The organism is Methylobacterium sp. PvP105 (assembly GCF_017876975.1).
Taxonomy (GTDB): Bacteria; Pseudomonadota; Alphaproteobacteria; order Rhizobiales; family Beijerinckiaceae; genus Methylobacterium; species Methylobacterium radiotolerans.
Genome location: NZ_JAGIPA010000001.1, coordinates 5656144 through 5670445, shown reverse-complemented (window position 1 = coordinate 5670445; position 14302 = coordinate 5656144). Strand labels below are relative to the sequence as shown.

At 74.2% G+C, this 14302-nt stretch carries 14 protein-coding genes; 9 read left to right on the top strand and 5 right to left on the bottom strand.

Translation table 11 applies throughout. From position 1 onward, the window contains the following. Window position 1: 1 nt before the first annotated feature. Together J3A75_RS27650 and mtnA are read right to left on the bottom strand one after the other, a co-directional pair. The gene (locus J3A75_RS27650) at window positions 2-697 is read right to left on the bottom strand and encodes a class I SAM-dependent methyltransferase (RefSeq protein ID WP_012321048.1); all 696 of its coding nucleotides are present in this window, start codon (window positions 695-697) and stop codon (window positions 2-4) included. Between the two features lie 234 nt (window positions 698-931). Next, window positions 932-2035, bottom strand: coding sequence for an S-methyl-5-thioribose-1-phosphate isomerase (mtnA, locus tag J3A75_RS27645; protein WP_209650836.1), 1104 nt, complete (start codon window positions 2033-2035; stop codon window positions 932-934). A gap of 169 nt (window positions 2036-2204) precedes the next feature. On the opposite strand from mtnA, the gene J3A75_RS27640 reads away from it, so the two are divergent. The 6 genes from J3A75_RS27640 to J3A75_RS27615 all read left to right on the top strand — a co-directional run bounded on the left by J3A75_RS27640 (window position 2205) and on the right by J3A75_RS27615 (window position 7987). After that, the gene (locus J3A75_RS27640; RefSeq protein ID WP_209650835.1) at window positions 2205-4868 is read left to right on the top strand and encodes a DNA translocase FtsK; all 2664 of its coding nucleotides are present in this window, start codon (window positions 2205-2207) and stop codon (window positions 4866-4868) included. Between the two features lie 361 nt (window positions 4869-5229). Beyond that, on the top strand, window positions 5230-5712 hold the full coding sequence (locus J3A75_RS27635) for an Hsp20 family protein (protein WP_012321045.1): 483 nt from the start codon (window positions 5230-5232) through the stop codon (window positions 5710-5712). Window positions 5713-5856: 144 nt separating this feature from the next. After that, window positions 5857-6375 carry an Hsp20/alpha crystallin family protein gene (locus J3A75_RS27630; protein WP_209650834.1) on the top strand — a complete coding sequence of 173 codons (519 nt, stop codon included), beginning with the start codon at window positions 5857-5859 and terminating at the stop codon, window positions 6373-6375. A gap of 129 nt (window positions 6376-6504) precedes the next feature. Next, window positions 6505-6924 (top strand): hypothetical protein, encoded by a 420-nt coding sequence (locus J3A75_RS27625; protein ID WP_182180766.1) that lies wholly within the window; start codon window positions 6505-6507, stop codon window positions 6922-6924. A 16-nt stretch (window positions 6925-6940) separates the two neighbouring features. Beyond that, window positions 6941-7285, top strand: a complete 345-nt coding sequence (locus tag J3A75_RS27620) for a hypothetical protein (RefSeq protein WP_029361624.1) — start codon at window positions 6941-6943, stop codon at window positions 7283-7285. Between the two features lie 24 nt (window positions 7286-7309). Next, window positions 7310-7987: an NADH dehydrogenase ubiquinone Fe-S protein 4 gene (locus J3A75_RS27615; RefSeq protein ID WP_209650833.1), complete on the top strand. Its 678-nt coding sequence runs from the start codon at window positions 7310-7312 to the stop codon at window positions 7985-7987. A 75-nt stretch (window positions 7988-8062) separates the two neighbouring features. Here J3A75_RS27615 and J3A75_RS27610 read toward each other — a convergent pair whose 3' ends face one another. From J3A75_RS27610 to J3A75_RS27600, 3 genes are all read right to left on the bottom strand, one after another. Beyond that, a complete protein-coding gene (locus J3A75_RS27610; RefSeq protein WP_209650832.1) occupies window positions 8063-9103 on the bottom strand; it encodes an aldose epimerase family protein in 1041 nt (346 codons plus the stop codon). A gap of 4 nt (window positions 9104-9107) precedes the next feature. Then, on the bottom strand, window positions 9108-10379 hold the full coding sequence (locus tag J3A75_RS27605; protein WP_071000096.1) for a nuclease: 1272 nt from the start codon (window positions 10377-10379) through the stop codon (window positions 9108-9110). 208 nt (window positions 10380-10587) lie between these two features. Further along, entirely contained in the window at window positions 10588-11463 is an 876-nt protein-coding gene (locus tag J3A75_RS27600; protein ID WP_071000733.1) for a hypothetical protein, read from the bottom strand. A 305-nt stretch (window positions 11464-11768) separates the two neighbouring features. Here J3A75_RS27600 and J3A75_RS27595 point away from each other — a divergent pair, with 305 nt between their 5' ends. The 3 genes from J3A75_RS27595 (at window position 11769) to J3A75_RS27585 (ending at window position 14300) form a co-directional block, all read left to right on the top strand. Continuing rightward, entirely contained in the window at window positions 11769-12722 is a 954-nt protein-coding gene (locus J3A75_RS27595) for a lipid kinase (protein ID WP_209650831.1), read from the top strand. Further along, a complete protein-coding gene (locus J3A75_RS27590; protein ID WP_209650830.1) occupies window positions 12719-13489 on the top strand; it encodes a TerC family protein in 771 nt (256 codons plus the stop codon). The genes J3A75_RS27595 and J3A75_RS27590 overlap by 4 nt, the downstream gene beginning before the upstream one ends. Before the next feature lie 91 nt (window positions 13490-13580). Further along, window positions 13581-14300: an ABC transporter substrate-binding protein gene (locus tag J3A75_RS27585; RefSeq protein WP_029361178.1), complete on the top strand. Its 720-nt coding sequence runs from the start codon at window positions 13581-13583 to the stop codon at window positions 14298-14300. The last annotated feature ends 2 nt before the right edge of the window (window positions 14301-14302 follow it).

The window sequence follows — 14302 nt, the reverse complement described above, 5'->3', positions numbered from 1 at the left end:
GTCAGGCCGGCGCCTTGCCGAGCACCGCGAGGGACTGGCCCAGATGCGCGCCCGACGGCCACGGCGCCGCCGTTCCGTCGAGGAACGTCACGCTGTCGAAGCCGATATGGTCCGCCCAGGTCTGCCAGACGCTGCGCTCGATGAACGTGTTGAGGTGCGGCACCGTGCTGGTGCGCTGCTCGCCGACCGTCTTGGTGAAGACGCCCCAGTGCGAGGCCATGCTGAACTCGAGGAACGAGGCCACGACGCGGCCGCCGGGCCTGAGGGCGCGGTGCATCTCCTCCAGGTAGATGTAGCACTCCGTGTGCAGGAGATGCGTGAACACGCTGAAGGCCGAGACGAGGTCGACGCTGCCGTCGGCGACCGGCAGCGACAGCGCCGTGTTCCTGGCGAAGCGGTAATCCTTGGGACAGCGGCGCTTGGCGTAGTCCAGCAGCTCCTGGACGACGTCGAGGCCGAGATACGCGACGGTGCCGGTGCGGGCGAGGTGAACCGCCAGGCGCCCGGAGCCGCAGCCGAAATCGACCACCGACTGGCCGTCCCGGAGCCCGAAATGGTGGAGGATCTCGCACTCGATCGCGCCGATCCGGTCGTAGTCGCCGCCCACCGCCACGCTCATCGCCTCGTCCAGGGGCAAGTCGCGCGTCAATTGGCGTACGTACGCCTCGTAATCCTCGACGAAATGAAATCTCGCCATCGCGGCCACCTCGAAGGCATCGAGATCGGACTGGGATGATCAGTCCGTCCGCCGTCGAGACGTGTTCTTCCCCGCGGCGGTCCAGCATCCGTTGTGCCGAACACCGTCGATCCGGGGAAGCATCGGCGTGGATACGGGGCGCGAATTGCCCCCGAGGCTGCCTTTTCGGTCACACCGCGTTCGGGACGCCCCGGATACTGCGCCGGGCGGCCGCGGCCGCCCGGAACTCCGCCCTCACGCCGCGTTCCGGCGCTCCGGGTAGAGCCCGTACAGGCCCTCGCGGCTCGCGTCGCAGATGCCGCGCTCGGTGATGATCCCGGTCACGAGGCGCGACGGCGTCACGTCGAAGGCGGGGTTGGCCACCGGGCTGCCGGGGGAGACGACCTCGATCGTGGCGAAGCCGCCGTCGGGCAGCCGGCCGGTCATGTGGGTGACCTCGCGCCCGTCGCGCTCCTCGATCGGGATCTCCTTCACCCCGTCGTCGAGCGTCCAGTCGATGGTCGAGAACGGCAGGGCGGCGTAGAACGGCACGCCGTTGTCGTGGGCCGCCAGCGCCTTCAGGTAGGTGCCGATCTTGTTGCAGACGTCGCCGCTCGCCGTGGTCCGGTCCGAGCCGACGATGCAGAGGTCGACGTCGCCGTGCTGCATCAGGTGGCCGCCGGCATTGTCGGCGATGACCGTGTGCGGCACGCCGTGGCCGTTCAGCTCGAAGGCCGTGAGCGCGGCGCCCTGGCTGCGCGGCCGGGTCTCGTCGACCAGGACGTGGACCGGCACGCCCCGCTCGTGGGCGGCGTAGACCGGCGCGAGCGCCGTGCCCCAGTCCACCGTGGCCAGCCAGCCGGCATTGCAGTGGGTCAGCACGGTGATCGGCCGGTCGCCGCCCCGGGCCGTGTGGAGGTCGGCGATGATCTGGCCGCCGTGGGCGCCGATCGCGCGGCAGCTCGCCACGTCCTCCTCGGCGATGCGGCCGGCCTCCGCGAAGGCGCGGGCGAAGCGCTCGTCCGGCGCGGTCTGGCGCAGGTTGGCGGAGACCCGGTCCAGCGCCCAGCGCAGGTTGATCGCGGTCGGGCGGGTCGCCGCGAGCGTCGCCACCGCCCGGTCGATGCCGTCGTGGGAGGCGTCGGCCCGCATGGCGAGCGCCAGCCCGTAGGCGGCCGTGACGCCGATCAGGGGCGCGCCCCGCACGATCATCGTGCGGATCGCCACCGCGGCGTCCTCCAGCGTGGCGAGGCGCCTCAACTCGAACGCGAAGGGCAGGCGGGTCTGGTCGATCACCTGGACGCTGACGCCGTCGGGGTCCGGGAAGATCGTGCGGTAGGGCTGGCCGTCGATATTCATGGCCGCTCCTGTGCCACAGCGGGGCGGCTTTTGCATCCTCCCGGGCGCCGGCACGACGGCCTGGGGATGCCCCGCCCGGCGGCCGGTCAGCCTTCCTCAACCTTAGCGGGTCGTTAAGGCGCTCGTGCCTAGCCTCGGGGGTAAGTTCCCGTTTCGCGTCCGGTCCCGCATGCGCTCGCTTCGCCGTCCCGCATCGCCCTACGAGACTTTCGTCGACAGCGTTCGCCCGTTCCTGGGCAAGCGCCTGACGGAGCTCGGCGGCTTCGTGCTGTTCACCGGCGCGGTCGCCCTGACCGTGGCGCTGGCCACGTGGTCGATCGACGACCCGAGCCTGAACCACGCCACCGACCACGCCGCCCACAACGTCCTCGGCCAGCCGGGCGCCGTCGTGGCCGATCTCGCCATGCAGATCCTGGGCCTGGGCTCCCTGGCCTTCGTGCTGCCGCCGGTCCTCTGGGGCATCCGGCTGATGCGGGAGCGCGACCTGCCCGAGGGCGGCCTGCGCATCGCGCTCTGGATCATCGGCTTCTGCGCCGCCAGCGCGGTGGCGAGCGCGCTCCCGCCGACGACCCGCTGGCCGCTGCCCACCGGCCTCGGCGGCGTGGCCGGCGACGGCCTGCTGTCGATGGCGCGGGTGATCGTCGGCGCGGTCTCGTCGGCGGCGGCCCACCTCGTCGGCTTCGGCTACGCCGCGGTGGCGATCCTCAGCCTGACCGGCGCCTGCCGATTCGGCGCCGTCGAGGAGGAACCCCTGCACGACGACCCCTACCCCGTCCGGCGCGCGCCGGCGCGGGGCCGGGATTCGGGCCGGGACGAGCGCGAGGATTCCGACGAGCCGAGCCTCGGCCTCGTCGGTGTCGGCGCCCTGGCGCAGGGGCTGATGGGCCTGCGCGGCGCCGCGGCCGAGCGGATCGCCGCGTGGCGCGCGGGCCGGGCCGAGCCGATCGACGGCGCGTCGCCCGCCCTCGCGGCCCGCCGCGCCTTCACGGACGCCGATCTCCCCTGGGCCGACCACCTGCCCGAGGGCCGGCAGGCCGGCGCGAGCCGGCGCGAGCCCGTCTTCGACGCCTCCGAGGACGCCACCGCGGCGCCGGCCCGCCGCGCCGCGCCGCCGCGGGACGACGCGGAGGACGATCCGGACACGTTCGAGGCGCCGCAGCGCCCGGTCCCGCCGCGGGGCGAACCGACCGCGTCCCGGGTCGCCCCGCCGCCCGCCGCGCCCGTGCCGGCCCGGCGCGCCCCCGCGCCCCCGGTCCGCCCCGAGGATTACGCCCTGCCCGCCCTCGACCTGCTGGCGGCCCCCCGCGGCCCGTCCCAGGCGAGCCTGATCTCGGCCGATGCCCTGGAGCAGAACGCCACGCTGCTGGAGGCGACGCTCGGCGATTTCGGCGTGCGCGGCGACATCCTGGCGGTGCGGCCGGGCCCGGTCGTCACCCTCTACGAGCTCGAGCCCGCCCCCGGCACCAAGTCCAGCCGCGTGATCGCGCTCGCCGACGACATCGCCCGGTCGATGTCGGCGGTCTCGGCCCGCGTCGCGGTCGTGCCCGGCCGGAACGCCATCGGCATCGAGCTGCCGAACGCCAAGCGCGAGACGGTGTACCTGCGCGAACTCCTGGCCTCGACGGACTTCGCCGAGAGCAAGCACAAGCTGGCTTTGTGCCTCGGCAAGAACATCGGCGGCGAGCCGATCATCGCCGACCTCGCGCGCATGCCGCACCTGCTGGTGGCCGGCACCACCGGCTCGGGCAAGTCGGTGGCGATCAACACCATGATCCTCAGCCTGCTCTACCGGCTCAAGCCGGAGGAGTGCCGCCTGATCATGGTCGACCCGAAGATGCTGGAGCTGTCGGTCTACGACGGCATCCCGCACCTGCTCTCCCCCGTGGTCACCGACCCCAAGAAGGCGGTGATCGCCCTCAAGTGGGCCGTGCGCGAGATGGAGGAGCGCTACAAGAAGATGGCCAAGATCGCGGTGCGCAACATCGACGGCTACAACGCCCGGGTCGCCGAGGCGGCGGCGCGCGGCGAGGTGCTGACCCGGACCGTCCAGACCGGCTTCGACCGCCACACCGGCGAGGCCGTGTACGAGGACGAGGCGATGGACCTGGCGCCGCTGCCGTACATCGTGATCGTGGTCGACGAGATGGCCGACCTGATGATGGTGGCCGGCAAGGACATCGAGGGGGCGATCCAGCGTCTGGCGCAGATGGCGCGGGCGGCGGGCATCCACCTGATCATGGCCACGCAGCGGCCGTCGGTGGACGTGATCACCGGCACGATCAAGGCGAACTTCCCGACCCGGATCAGCTTCCAGGTGACGAGCAAGATCGACAGCCGCACGATCCTGGGCGAGATGGGCGCCGAGCAGCTTCTGGGCCAGGGCGACATGCTGTTCATGGCCGGCGGCGGGCGCACGACGCGCGTGCACGGGCCGTTCTGCTCGGACAGCGAGGTCGAGAGCGTGGTCGCCCACCTCAAGCGCCAGGGCCGCCCCAGCTACCTCGACGCCGTCACCGCCGACGACGAGGAGGGCGCGTCCGAGAAGGGCGGCGAGCGCGGCGGGAAGGGCAAGGCCGGCGCCGCGGAGCTCGAACTCGACGGCGCGGTGTTCGACCAGGGCTCCTTCGGCGAGGCCGGCGGCGACCTCTACGACCAGGCCGTGCAGGTGGTGCTGCGCGACCAGAAGGCGTCGACGAGCTACATCCAGCGCCGCCTGCAGATCGGCTACAACCGCGCCGCCTCCATCATGGAGCGGATGGAGATCGAGGGCATCGTCGGCCCGGCCAACCACGCCGGCAAGCGCGAGATCCTCGTGGAGGAGGCGGTCGGCTGAGAGCGGGGCCTGTCGCGTCCGCGGCGCCCCCCTCCCCTGCCGCCTGGGCAGGTTCGAGGCGCTGTCTGTGACGGAGCGCCCCTCGCCCCGGCGAGGGCGGGGCCACGCTCTCTCGACCTGACGCGCGTGCCGGCCGGGACCGCGGGCCTGTGCAGCCCGCAGCTCAGGGGAGAGGCCGCACGGGGCGGGTCGCGGTATTCGACCACGCCTGCCCGACCCGAAAAAATCTCGCCCGGCGCGGAACCGGCCGCTCACCCGCACGTTACGCGCGTGCGAGGCCTGGAAACGGGCTCGCTCTGAGGGCGCCGGACACGGTGTCCGGCGCTGCTTGTAGTCACGTTGCTCGTCGGAGGATGTGGTTATGAGGACGTACGACGTTTCGCCCCTGTTCCGGTCGTCCATCGGGTTCGACCGTCTGTTCGAGCTGCTTAACCAGGCCGACCGCGTCGAGCCGTCGACCGCCTGGCCGCCCTACAACATCGAGAAGGTGGCCGAGGACCAGTACCGCATCACCATGGCGGTCGCGGGCTTCACGCCCGACGAGATCGAGCTGACCCAGCAGGACACCACGCTCCTCGTCTCGGGTCAGAAGGCCGCCCAGGAGGGTGAGAAGCACTACCTCTACCGCGGCATCGCGGCCCGCACCTTCCGCCAGACCTTCAATCTGGCCGAGCACGTGAAGGTCGTGGGCGCGTCCCTGGAGAACGGCCTGCTCACCGTCGCGCTGAAGCGCGAGGTGCCGGAGGCGCTGAAGCCCCGCCGCATCGCCATCGGCGGCACGACGGCCGCGTCCGGCCAGGACAACGCCCCGGCGCAGATCACCCGCGAGGCCAAGGCAGCCTGATCGGCAGCCTGATCGGCAGCCTGATCCGGTGTCCCGGGCCGCGCGCCCGGCCACCCCCTTATCGACACGGATGACATCCCTCACGGGTCCGCGGACCCGCGGGCCCGTTCCCACGACTGCACCGCATTCGATGGAGCGAGGACCATGAGCGTGAGAGATCTGATTCCCTGGAACCGCACCAGCACCCCGGCGCCGACCGCCCTCGCGCAGGGGTCGGCCAGCCCCTTCCTGACGCTGCACCGGGAGATGAACCGCCTGTTCGACGACGTGTTCGGCGGGTTCGGCAGCGTGCCGAGCCTCGCGGACCGCGGCTTCGGTTGGCCCCAGGTCGAGCTGGCGGAGGCGGACGGCGCGCTGCGCGTCTCCGCCGAGCTTCCCGGGCTCGACGAGAAGGACGTCGAACTGCTCATCGCGGACGGAGTCCTGACTCTGAAAGGCGAGAAGCGCGCGGAGACCACCGACAAGGACCGCGGCTATTCCGAGCGCAGCTACGGCCGCTTCGAGCGGTCGATCGCCCTGCCCGTGCCGGTGGAGGAGGATAAGGCCGAGGCGACGTTCCGCAACGGCGTCCTCACCGTGACGCTGCCGCGCGCCGCCGAGGCGCCGGAGCGCCGCCGGCGCATCGCCATCAACGGCGCGGGCGCGCCGGTCGCCAAGCACTGAGCCGGTCCTGGGCCTGTCCTGGCGGCGGCCGCCCCCGCGGCCGCGGACACGAACGCATGACGCGACGGCCGGCGGCCCCGACCGGGACCGACGGCCGTTCCAGCCTTTGCTCACGATGAGGAGGGTCGCATGCAGCCGATCGATACGAACCACGTCCAACCCGAGATCGCGCGCCTGGGTCCGGTGGCGGCCGCCAGCCTGAGGCCGCAGGCGGTCGAGCCGTTCGAGGCCTTCGTGGCGCCGGGCGACGTCTTCCGGCATCCGCGCGAGGTGCTGCGCTATCCCGGCCTGTCGCGGGCCGAGAAGCGGGCGATCCTGGCCTCCTGGGCCTCGGACGCCCGCGCGGTCGATTCCTGCCCGACGCTGCGCTGCCTGCCGGGCTGCCGGGCCGAGCCCGTGCCGCTGAGCGCGGTCCTGGAGGCGCTCCAGACGCTCGACGCGGGCTCGGCACCGCCCGCAGCCCCGGCGCCGCGCAGGCCGCCCGACCCGGCGGCGTTCATCCGCCGCTGGCGGCGCGGTCCGACCGGACCGGAGCCCCTGCTGAACTGAGCCGGGGAGGCGCGCGATGGCAACCTTCGACCTGCGGGGCGGGCACAGGGGCCTGTCCCGGTCGCGGCGCGGCCGGCGCGGAGGGCAGGTGCGGACCACCGACGGGACCGTGCTGGGCCGCTGGATCCTGTCCGCCGCCCTGTGCGTCGCCCTGGCGGCGCCCTGCCCGGCCCCCGCCCTGCCCTGGGTGCTGGCCGCCCTGCTGAGCCTGTCGGGCTTCGCGTGGCTCGGCCGGGCGCTCACGCAGGCCGGTCCGCCGGCCAACGCCCCGCACCTGACCGCCTGGGACGCGGCCCTGCTGTCCTTCGCGGCGAGCTTCGGCGTGCAAGCGGCGGCGCGGCTCGGCCTCTTCGGCGGCTGAGCGCGCCCCTTTCGGGAGGCAACCATGCAGGATGGGACGATCGGAATCGGACACAACAGCCCGCCCGGCCCGGCCGGCGCGCCGTGGCTCGCCGGTCGCCGGGCGCTGATCCGCCGGCGCGGGCGCTCCGTCGACACGGCGGGGCGCGCCCGGGCCGGGACGTGGCTTCTCACCTTCGAGCGGGAGACGCCGCCGGAGCGGGAGCCGCTGATGGGCTGGACCGGCGGGCGCGACACCCTCGCCGCGGAGGTGGTGCTGACGTTCCCGACGCGGGCGCGGGCGGTGGCCTACGCCGAGCGCCAGGGCCTCGCCTACCGGATCGAGCCGGACCCGCCCGACGGCCGCCGGGCGGGGACCCTGCGGGTCTGGGGCGCGCACCGGGTCTCCCGGGCGCCGCCCGCGGGCCTGCCCGACCTGGAGCGCGCCCTGCTCAACCCGGCCGCGGTGTTCGACGCCCCGGCCGCGGTGCGCGATCATCCCCGGCTGCTGCCGAGCTGCAAGCGCGAGATCCTGCGGCGCTGGGCCTGGGACGAGTACCTGAAGGAGGTCGCCGCCGCCGAGGGCATGGCCGAGGGCGAGCCGTCGCGGCTCGACGCCGTGAAGGCCGCCCTCCTGGCGCTCGGCGAGGCGTGGCGCCCCGATCCCGCCGCGCCGGCCGCCGCGATCCCGGCGCCGCGGGCGGTCGACCGCGCGGCGGCCTGAGCGCGCGGGGACGACCGGTCCGGCCCTCCGCCGGTGGCGACGCCGCGCCCCCGGAAGGCCCGCGCGGTGCGGCCGTCACACGACCGAGAACCGGAACTCCGTGGCGGCCGCGAAGGTCTCGCCCGGCCGCAGGACCGCGGACGGGAAGCCCGGCTGGTTCGGCGCGTCCGGAAAGCCCTGGGTCTCGAAGCAGACGCCGTCGCCCGAGCGGTAGATCCGCCCGGACGGACCGATCAGCCGCCCGTCGAGGTTGTTGCCGCTGTAGAGCTGCAGCGCCGGCTGCGTGGTCCAGACGTCGAGCCGCCGCCCGCTTCCGGGATCGACGCAGCTGGCGGCCGGCCGCAGCGTCCCGGCGGCCCCGCGCAGCGCGAAGGTGTGGTCGTAGCCCTTGGCGTAGGTGAGCTGCGGGTCTCCGGCGCGGATCCGCGCCTCCAGGGCCCGCGGCGTGCGGAAGTCGAACGGCGTCCCGGCGACCGGCAGGAGCGCGCCGGTGGGGATCTGGGTCGCGTCGGTCGGCGCGAAGGCGTCCGCCTCGACCTGCACGAGGTGGCCGAGGACGCTGCCCGTCCCCTCGCCGGCGAGGTTGAAGTAGCTGTGATTCGTGAGGTTCAGGATCGTGGGCCGGTCGGTCACCGCGGCGTAGTCGACGCGCAGCACGCCGTCCTCGGGCAGGCTGTAGGTGACGCGGACGTCGAGGTTGCCGGGAAACCCCTCCTCCCCGTCCGGCGAGCGGCGGACCAGGACGAGGCGCGCCGCGTCGGAGAACTCCGCCCGCCACAGGCGCCGGCCGAAATTCTCCGGGCCCCCGTGGAGGGTGTTGGGGGCCTCGTTCACCGGCAATCGGTAGCCGTGCCCGTCGAGGCTGAAGCGCCCGCCCGCGATGCGGTTCGCGTAGCGGCCGACGATCGCGCCGAAGCTCGGGCTCACGGTCTCGTAGCCCGCCAGGGTGCCGAGGCCGAGCACGACGTTGGCCGGATGGCCGGCGCGGTCGGGCACCTCGATCGCCGTGACGGCCGCACCGTACTCGATGACGGCGACGCGCAGGCTGCCCCGGCTCAGGGTGTGGCGGCTGACCGATCGGCCGTCCGCCGTCGTGCCGAACGGTTCGGCCGGCATCAGGCTAGCGCTTCCAGACGCCGAGCCGCTCGCTCCGGGCGTGGTCCTCGGCCGCGACCAGCTCGGGGCTCGCCTCCGGAGAGGCGCGACCGCCGCCGTTGAACAGCACCACCTCGGAGAGGTCGCGCCCGTCGACGAGGCAGTTCATGTTGGCGCTGCCGGGGGCCGGCTGGCAGGTCACCGGCCGGTTGCCGATGTACCGGGCCAGTTCCTCCGCCTGGCCGCCCCGCACCCACTCGACGCCGAACAGGTGCACGACCTTGCCGCCGACCTTGAGGGTCGCGGTGTCGATCACCTGGGCCTGTCCGGTCACGGCGTTCGGCGGCAGCGGCGCGTCGGGCTCGGACTCGCCGCCGGTCTCGGGGGGCGGCGTCACCGTGTCGGGGGCCGAGGCGGGCGGGTTCGCGGGCCGTGCGTTCGGCGCGGGGGTGCTCGGCGCCTCCGTGCGGGAGCCGGTCGGGGCGGCGGGACGCCCGGGTTCGGGCGCGGAGCGGTCCAGCACGACCCCCGCGGCGAGGACCGCCACCAGCGTGCCGGCGACGGCGCCCAGGAGCAGGCGGCGCTGCCGGCGCGCGCCGTCGTCGGCCCCGTCTCCCCCGAGGCCGAGCCGGTCGCGCAGGTGGCCGAGGCCGCCGCGCAGCGTCTCTCCGAACCGTCCCGGGCCGCTGTTCCAGGCGGCGGTCGGATCCGCGGCCGGGGCGGGCGCGGCCTCCGCGTCGGCGGCCGCGCCCGCCGGGCGGGCGAAGCGGCCGCGCAGGTTCGTCCGCAGGCTGGCGAAGCGGCCGGCGGCGTTCTGCGCGAGCGCGCGGCCCTGCTCGGAGGAGCGCTCCGCCAGGGAGCGCGCCCGCTCGGACTGGGTCCCGACGAAGCGGGCGGTCGCGGCCTTCATCTCGTAGGCGCCGCTCAGCAGGGACGAATCGCGGGCCTCCTCGGCGGTCCGCGGGGCCGGTTCGGGCTCGGGCTCCGGCGGCAGGAACAGGGCGGGATGGCGCGCGCGCAGCTCCGCGATCAGGTCCGCGAGGGTCATCGGCTCGGACGTGTCGTCCCGCCGCCGCACGGCCCCCTGGCGGTCGAGGACGCGGAGGCCGGTTCCGGCCTCGTCGGGGGCGCAGGCGGCCTCGGCCAGCAACTCGAGGGTCCGGACCGCGACGGGGCGCGGACGCGCGCGCGCGATCTCGGCCCGGATCGTCTCGCGCAGGGCGAGGCGGCCGGGACTGTCGAGGACCGGCCGGGCCGGCTCCGCCTCCTGTTTCTCCACCACCGTTGAAGACGTCATTCACCCGATCCCGGCATCACCGACGCGCGGCGCGAAGGAGGCCCGACCGCACCTCCTGACGAAGCCCGCCCGCGGGCGCCTCACGGAACGCCCGACCACCGGGACCGATCCCACGACACGCCCCCAGCCCGCTTCCCTGCACGCCCTTCCGCGAGTCCCCCCGCAAGCCCGTGCCCGCCGCGGGGCGGCGGACCGCGATGCGGGGCTCTTACGCCTTGCCGGGCGACGCGGCCAGGGTTCCGGCCTGAATGCTCCGCCGCAGGACGCGGCCGGTCTCGCCGAGGATGTAAGGCCGCGTGCCGGCGAAGCCCACCTCCAGAACCAGTTCGGCCTCGCCGCTGGAGACGGCGCCCCGGCCCGGATTGGCGGTCCGGAAATCCACGAGCGCGCGGATCGTGCAGGTCTCGGCGTCGCAGGCGGCGCGCATCGCCCGCGGCTCGTAGCGCCGCTCGGGCCAGCGCTGGACGAAGCTGCGCTTCTCGGCGACGAGGGCCGCCGTGGTGATCGGCCGCCCGTAGAAGCGCACGCGGGTCGCGTAGTACTGGGTCGCGGCGCCGACCATGGTGTCGCTCGAGCCCGAGACGGTGGCGAGGTAGCGCGTCGTCAGCGCCCGGGCGGCGGCGGCGCGCTCCGCCGGCGCACCCGGCGCCGGGGTGACCGCGGCCGGCGTCTCGGCGAGCCGGTGCGGGTGGCGCGCGGCGTGGTGCAGGGGCTCCCGGACCGGCGGGCGCTCCAGGGCGGCCGCCCGCTTCGGGCCCGGCGCGCGCGTCGCCGCCGCCTTCGGCAGGGCATCCTCGCCCGGCTCGGGTCTGGCGGCCTGCCGGACCGGTTCGGCGGCGCGCGCGCCATCGGGCTGCGCCTTCGCGCGGGCGGCGACCGCGTCCTGCCCCCGCGGATCGACGGCCGTCGCCGGCGCCTTCGCCGCTTCCGTCCCCGCAGTCCGCGCCGGACCCTGCGCCGGTGCGGCGGCCCGGGGCGGCGGGTCCACCCAGGCGCTCTGGGCGGCGGCACCGCCCGCGAGGGCGAACGGCAGGAGCGCGCCGAGGGCGAGAACCTGGGGACGGACGGGACGTGTGGCGGACATCGGTGCCTTCCTGGCGGCCGGGGCGGGCATCATGGAGAACGCGCCCGCGTGGGTGAGGGGTTCCACGAAGGGCTCGGGCGCGCCCACATCCTGCCGAACTCTGCGACGTCGGCCAGCCCGGGATTGCGGGGATGATGGGGTTGCGTTCGTGCGTTTGGGTACCAAGTCGGGGACAGTCTTGGCCTCTGGCCGCTTCCGGGTTCCGATACCGCGTTCCAGACCGCCCGCTCCCTGCCGTGCCCCGAGGATCCCTTGTCCCGACCTGAGACCGAGTCGCCCCCCGGCCCGCTTCCCGGGGGCACGCGATGAGCACGCAAAGGCGTCGGGCCCTGCTGCTCTGCAACGCCAAGGCGCGCAACGGCGCCCTGGATCTGGACGAGGTGCGGGGAATCTTGCGGGCGGGCGGCATCGAGCCGGAGGAGCCGCCGCCGGAGGCCGATTGCCGCGACGTGATCCGTGACCGGGTCGGCGCGGTCGACCTCGTGATCCTCGGCGGCGGCGACGGCACCATGAACTACGCCGCGCCCGCCCTAGTGGACAGCGGTCTGCCCTTCGCGATCCTGCCGCTCGGCACGGCCAACGACCTCGCCCGCTCCCTCAACCTGCCGCTCGACCCCCTGGCGGCGGCCCGCTTCATCCCGACCGCGCAGGCGCGGCCGGTGGATCTCGGCTGGGTCAACGGCCACTACTACTTCAACGTGGCGAGCATCGGCTTCTCGGCGGAGCTCGCCGGCGAGCTGACCGCCGAATCGAAGAAGACCTGGGGCGTGCTCGGCTACGCGGTGGCGGCGGTGCGGGTGCTGCGCCGGGTCCGGCCCTTCACGGTGACGATCGAGCACGACGGGGTGGTCGAGAAGGTCACCACCATCCAGGTCTCGGTGGGCAACGGCCGCCACTACGGCGGTGGCATGACCGTGGAGGAGAGTGCCGCGGTCGACGACGGCAAGCTCGATTTCTACAGCCTGGAGATCAATCACTGGTGGCGTCTCCTCGCGCTGCTGCCCGCCCTGCGGCGGGGCACGCAGGGGCGGGCGGGCGACGTGCGGGCGTTCCACACGCGGGAGATCCGGCTCTCGACCCGCAAGCCGCGGCCGGTGAACACCGACGGCGAGCTGACCACGCACACGCCCGCCCACTTCAAGGTCTTCCCGAAGATCCTGCAGGTCCTGGCCCCCGAACCGGTGCGCGGTCCCACCCCCTTCGACCTCACCGCCCTGGGCAACCGCCTGTTCCCGACCAGCGAGGCGCCCCGCCTGTGACCGACCTGATCCAGCTCGCCAGCCAGCCCGCCGTCTGGGCCGCGCTCGCCACCCTGGTGGTGATGGAGGTGGTGCTCGGTGTCGACAACCTGATCTTCATCTCGATCCTGACCAACAAGCTGCCGGCCGAGCAGCAGACCCGGGCGCGGCGCATCGGGATCGGGCTCGCGCTGATCCTGCGCCTGGGGCTGCTCGGCACCGTGGCGTTCATCGTCCACCTGACCGAGCCGGTCTTCGCGGTGTTCGACCAGGCCTTCTCCTGGCGCGACCTGATCCTGATCGGGGGCGGCCTGTTCCTGCTCTGGAAGGCCACCAAGGAGATCCACCACACGGTGGATCCGGAGCCAGAGACCGCGGGGGCGACCGGAGGCACGATCGGCTTCGGCGCGGCGATCGGCCAGATCCTGCTGCTCGACCTCGTCTTCTCGATCGACTCGATCATCACGGCGGTCGGCATGACCGAGCACGTGCCGGTGATGATGGTGGCGGTGGTGGTCGCCGTGGTGGTGATGCTGGTCGCCGCCGAGCCGCTCTCGGCCTTCATCGCCCGGAACCCCACCGTGGTGATGCTGGCCCTCGGCTTCCTGATCATGATCGGCATGACGCTGATCGCCGAGGGGTTCGGCGCCCACGTGCCGAAGGGCTACATCTACACCGCGATGGCCTTCTCGGCCGGCGTCGAGGGCCTCAACATGCTGGCCCGCCGGCGCCGCCGTCCCGCCCGGGACGGCGCCTCCCCGTCGACCGGGCCGTCGCGGCGCGCCTGAGGGCGGGACGAGCGTCATGCGGATCCGCGCAGCCCTCCTCCTCCCGCTCCTCCGGCTCCTCCCCACCGCCGCGCACGCGGAGCCGAGACCGATGACGCCCGATCCGACGGTCCTGCACGACCTCGCCCCTACCGGCACGCTCCGTGCGGCGATCAACCTCGGCAACCCGGTCCTGGCCCAGGGCGGCGCCGACGGCCCGGCAGGGGTTTCGGTCGATCTCGCGCGGGCGCTGGCGGCCCGGCTCGGCGTGCCGGTGGCGTTCGTGACCTTCCCGGGGGCGGGCGCGGTCTCGGGCTCGGCGGGCTCCGGGACCTGGGACATCTGCTTCCTGGCGATCGACCCGAAGCGGGCCGAGGGGATCGCCTTCACGGAGCCCTACGTGCTGATCGCCGGCAGCTACCTCGTGCCGGCCGCCTCGCCGATCCGATCCCCGGAGGCGGTGGACCGCGACGGCGTGCGCGTCTCGGTGGGGCGCGGGAGCGCCTACGACCTGTTCCTGAGCCGGGCCCTGACGCGCGCCACCCTGGTGCGGGCCCCGACCTCGGCCGAGGCGGTCACGGCCTTCGCCCGCGACGGGCTCGACGTCGCGGCCGGGGTGCACCAGCCCCTCGCCGCCTACGCGGCGGCGCACCCGGAGGTGCGGCTGCTGCCGGGGCACTTCATGGAGATCCCGCAGGCGATGGGACTGCCGGTCGGGCACCCGGCGGGAGCCGCCTATCTCGCGGATTTCGTCGCGCGGGCGAAGCGCGACGGGCTGGTGCGGCGCGGCCTGGAAGCCAGCGGACAGGATCCGGATCTGGCCGCGCCGTGAGA

Excerpts from the sequence above, each read along its gene's own strand:
- J3A75_RS27625 (WP_182180766.1), top strand. The coding sequence starts at position 6,505 with ATGCAGCCGATCGATACGAACCACGTCCAACCCGAGATCGCGCGCCTG.
- J3A75_RS27600 (WP_071000733.1), bottom strand. The coding sequence starts at position 11,463 with ATGTCCGCCACACGTCCCGTCCGTCCCCAGGTTCTCGCCCTCGGCGCG.
- J3A75_RS27635 (WP_012321045.1), top strand. The coding sequence starts at position 5,230 with ATGAGGACGTACGACGTTTCGCCCCTGTTCCGGTCGTCCATCGGGTTC.
- J3A75_RS27595 (WP_209650831.1), top strand. The coding sequence starts at position 11,769 with ATGAGCACGCAAAGGCGTCGGGCCCTGCTGCTCTGCAACGCCAAGGCG.
- mtnA (WP_209650836.1), bottom strand. The coding sequence starts at position 2,035 with ATGAATATCGACGGCCAGCCCTACCGCACGATCTTCCCGGACCCCGAC.
- J3A75_RS27640 (WP_209650835.1), top strand. The coding sequence starts at position 2,205 with ATGCGCTCGCTTCGCCGTCCCGCATCGCCCTACGAGACTTTCGTCGAC.
- J3A75_RS27610 (WP_209650832.1), bottom strand. The coding sequence starts at position 9,103 with ATGCCGGCCGAACCGTTCGGCACGACGGCGGACGGCCGATCGGTCAGC.
- J3A75_RS27650 (WP_012321048.1), bottom strand. The coding sequence starts at position 697 with ATGGCGAGATTTCATTTCGTCGAGGATTACGAGGCGTACGTACGCCAA.
- J3A75_RS27605 (WP_071000096.1), bottom strand. The coding sequence starts at position 10,379 with ATGACGTCTTCAACGGTGGTGGAGAAACAGGAGGCGGAGCCGGCCCGG.
- J3A75_RS27615 (WP_209650833.1), top strand. The coding sequence starts at position 7,310 with ATGCAGGATGGGACGATCGGAATCGGACACAACAGCCCGCCCGGCCCG.
- J3A75_RS27585 (WP_029361178.1), top strand. The coding sequence starts at position 13,581 with ATGACGCCCGATCCGACGGTCCTGCACGACCTCGCCCCTACCGGCACG.
- J3A75_RS27620 (WP_029361624.1), top strand. The coding sequence starts at position 6,941 with ATGGCAACCTTCGACCTGCGGGGCGGGCACAGGGGCCTGTCCCGGTCG.
- J3A75_RS27630 (WP_209650834.1), top strand. The coding sequence starts at position 5,857 with ATGAGCGTGAGAGATCTGATTCCCTGGAACCGCACCAGCACCCCGGCG.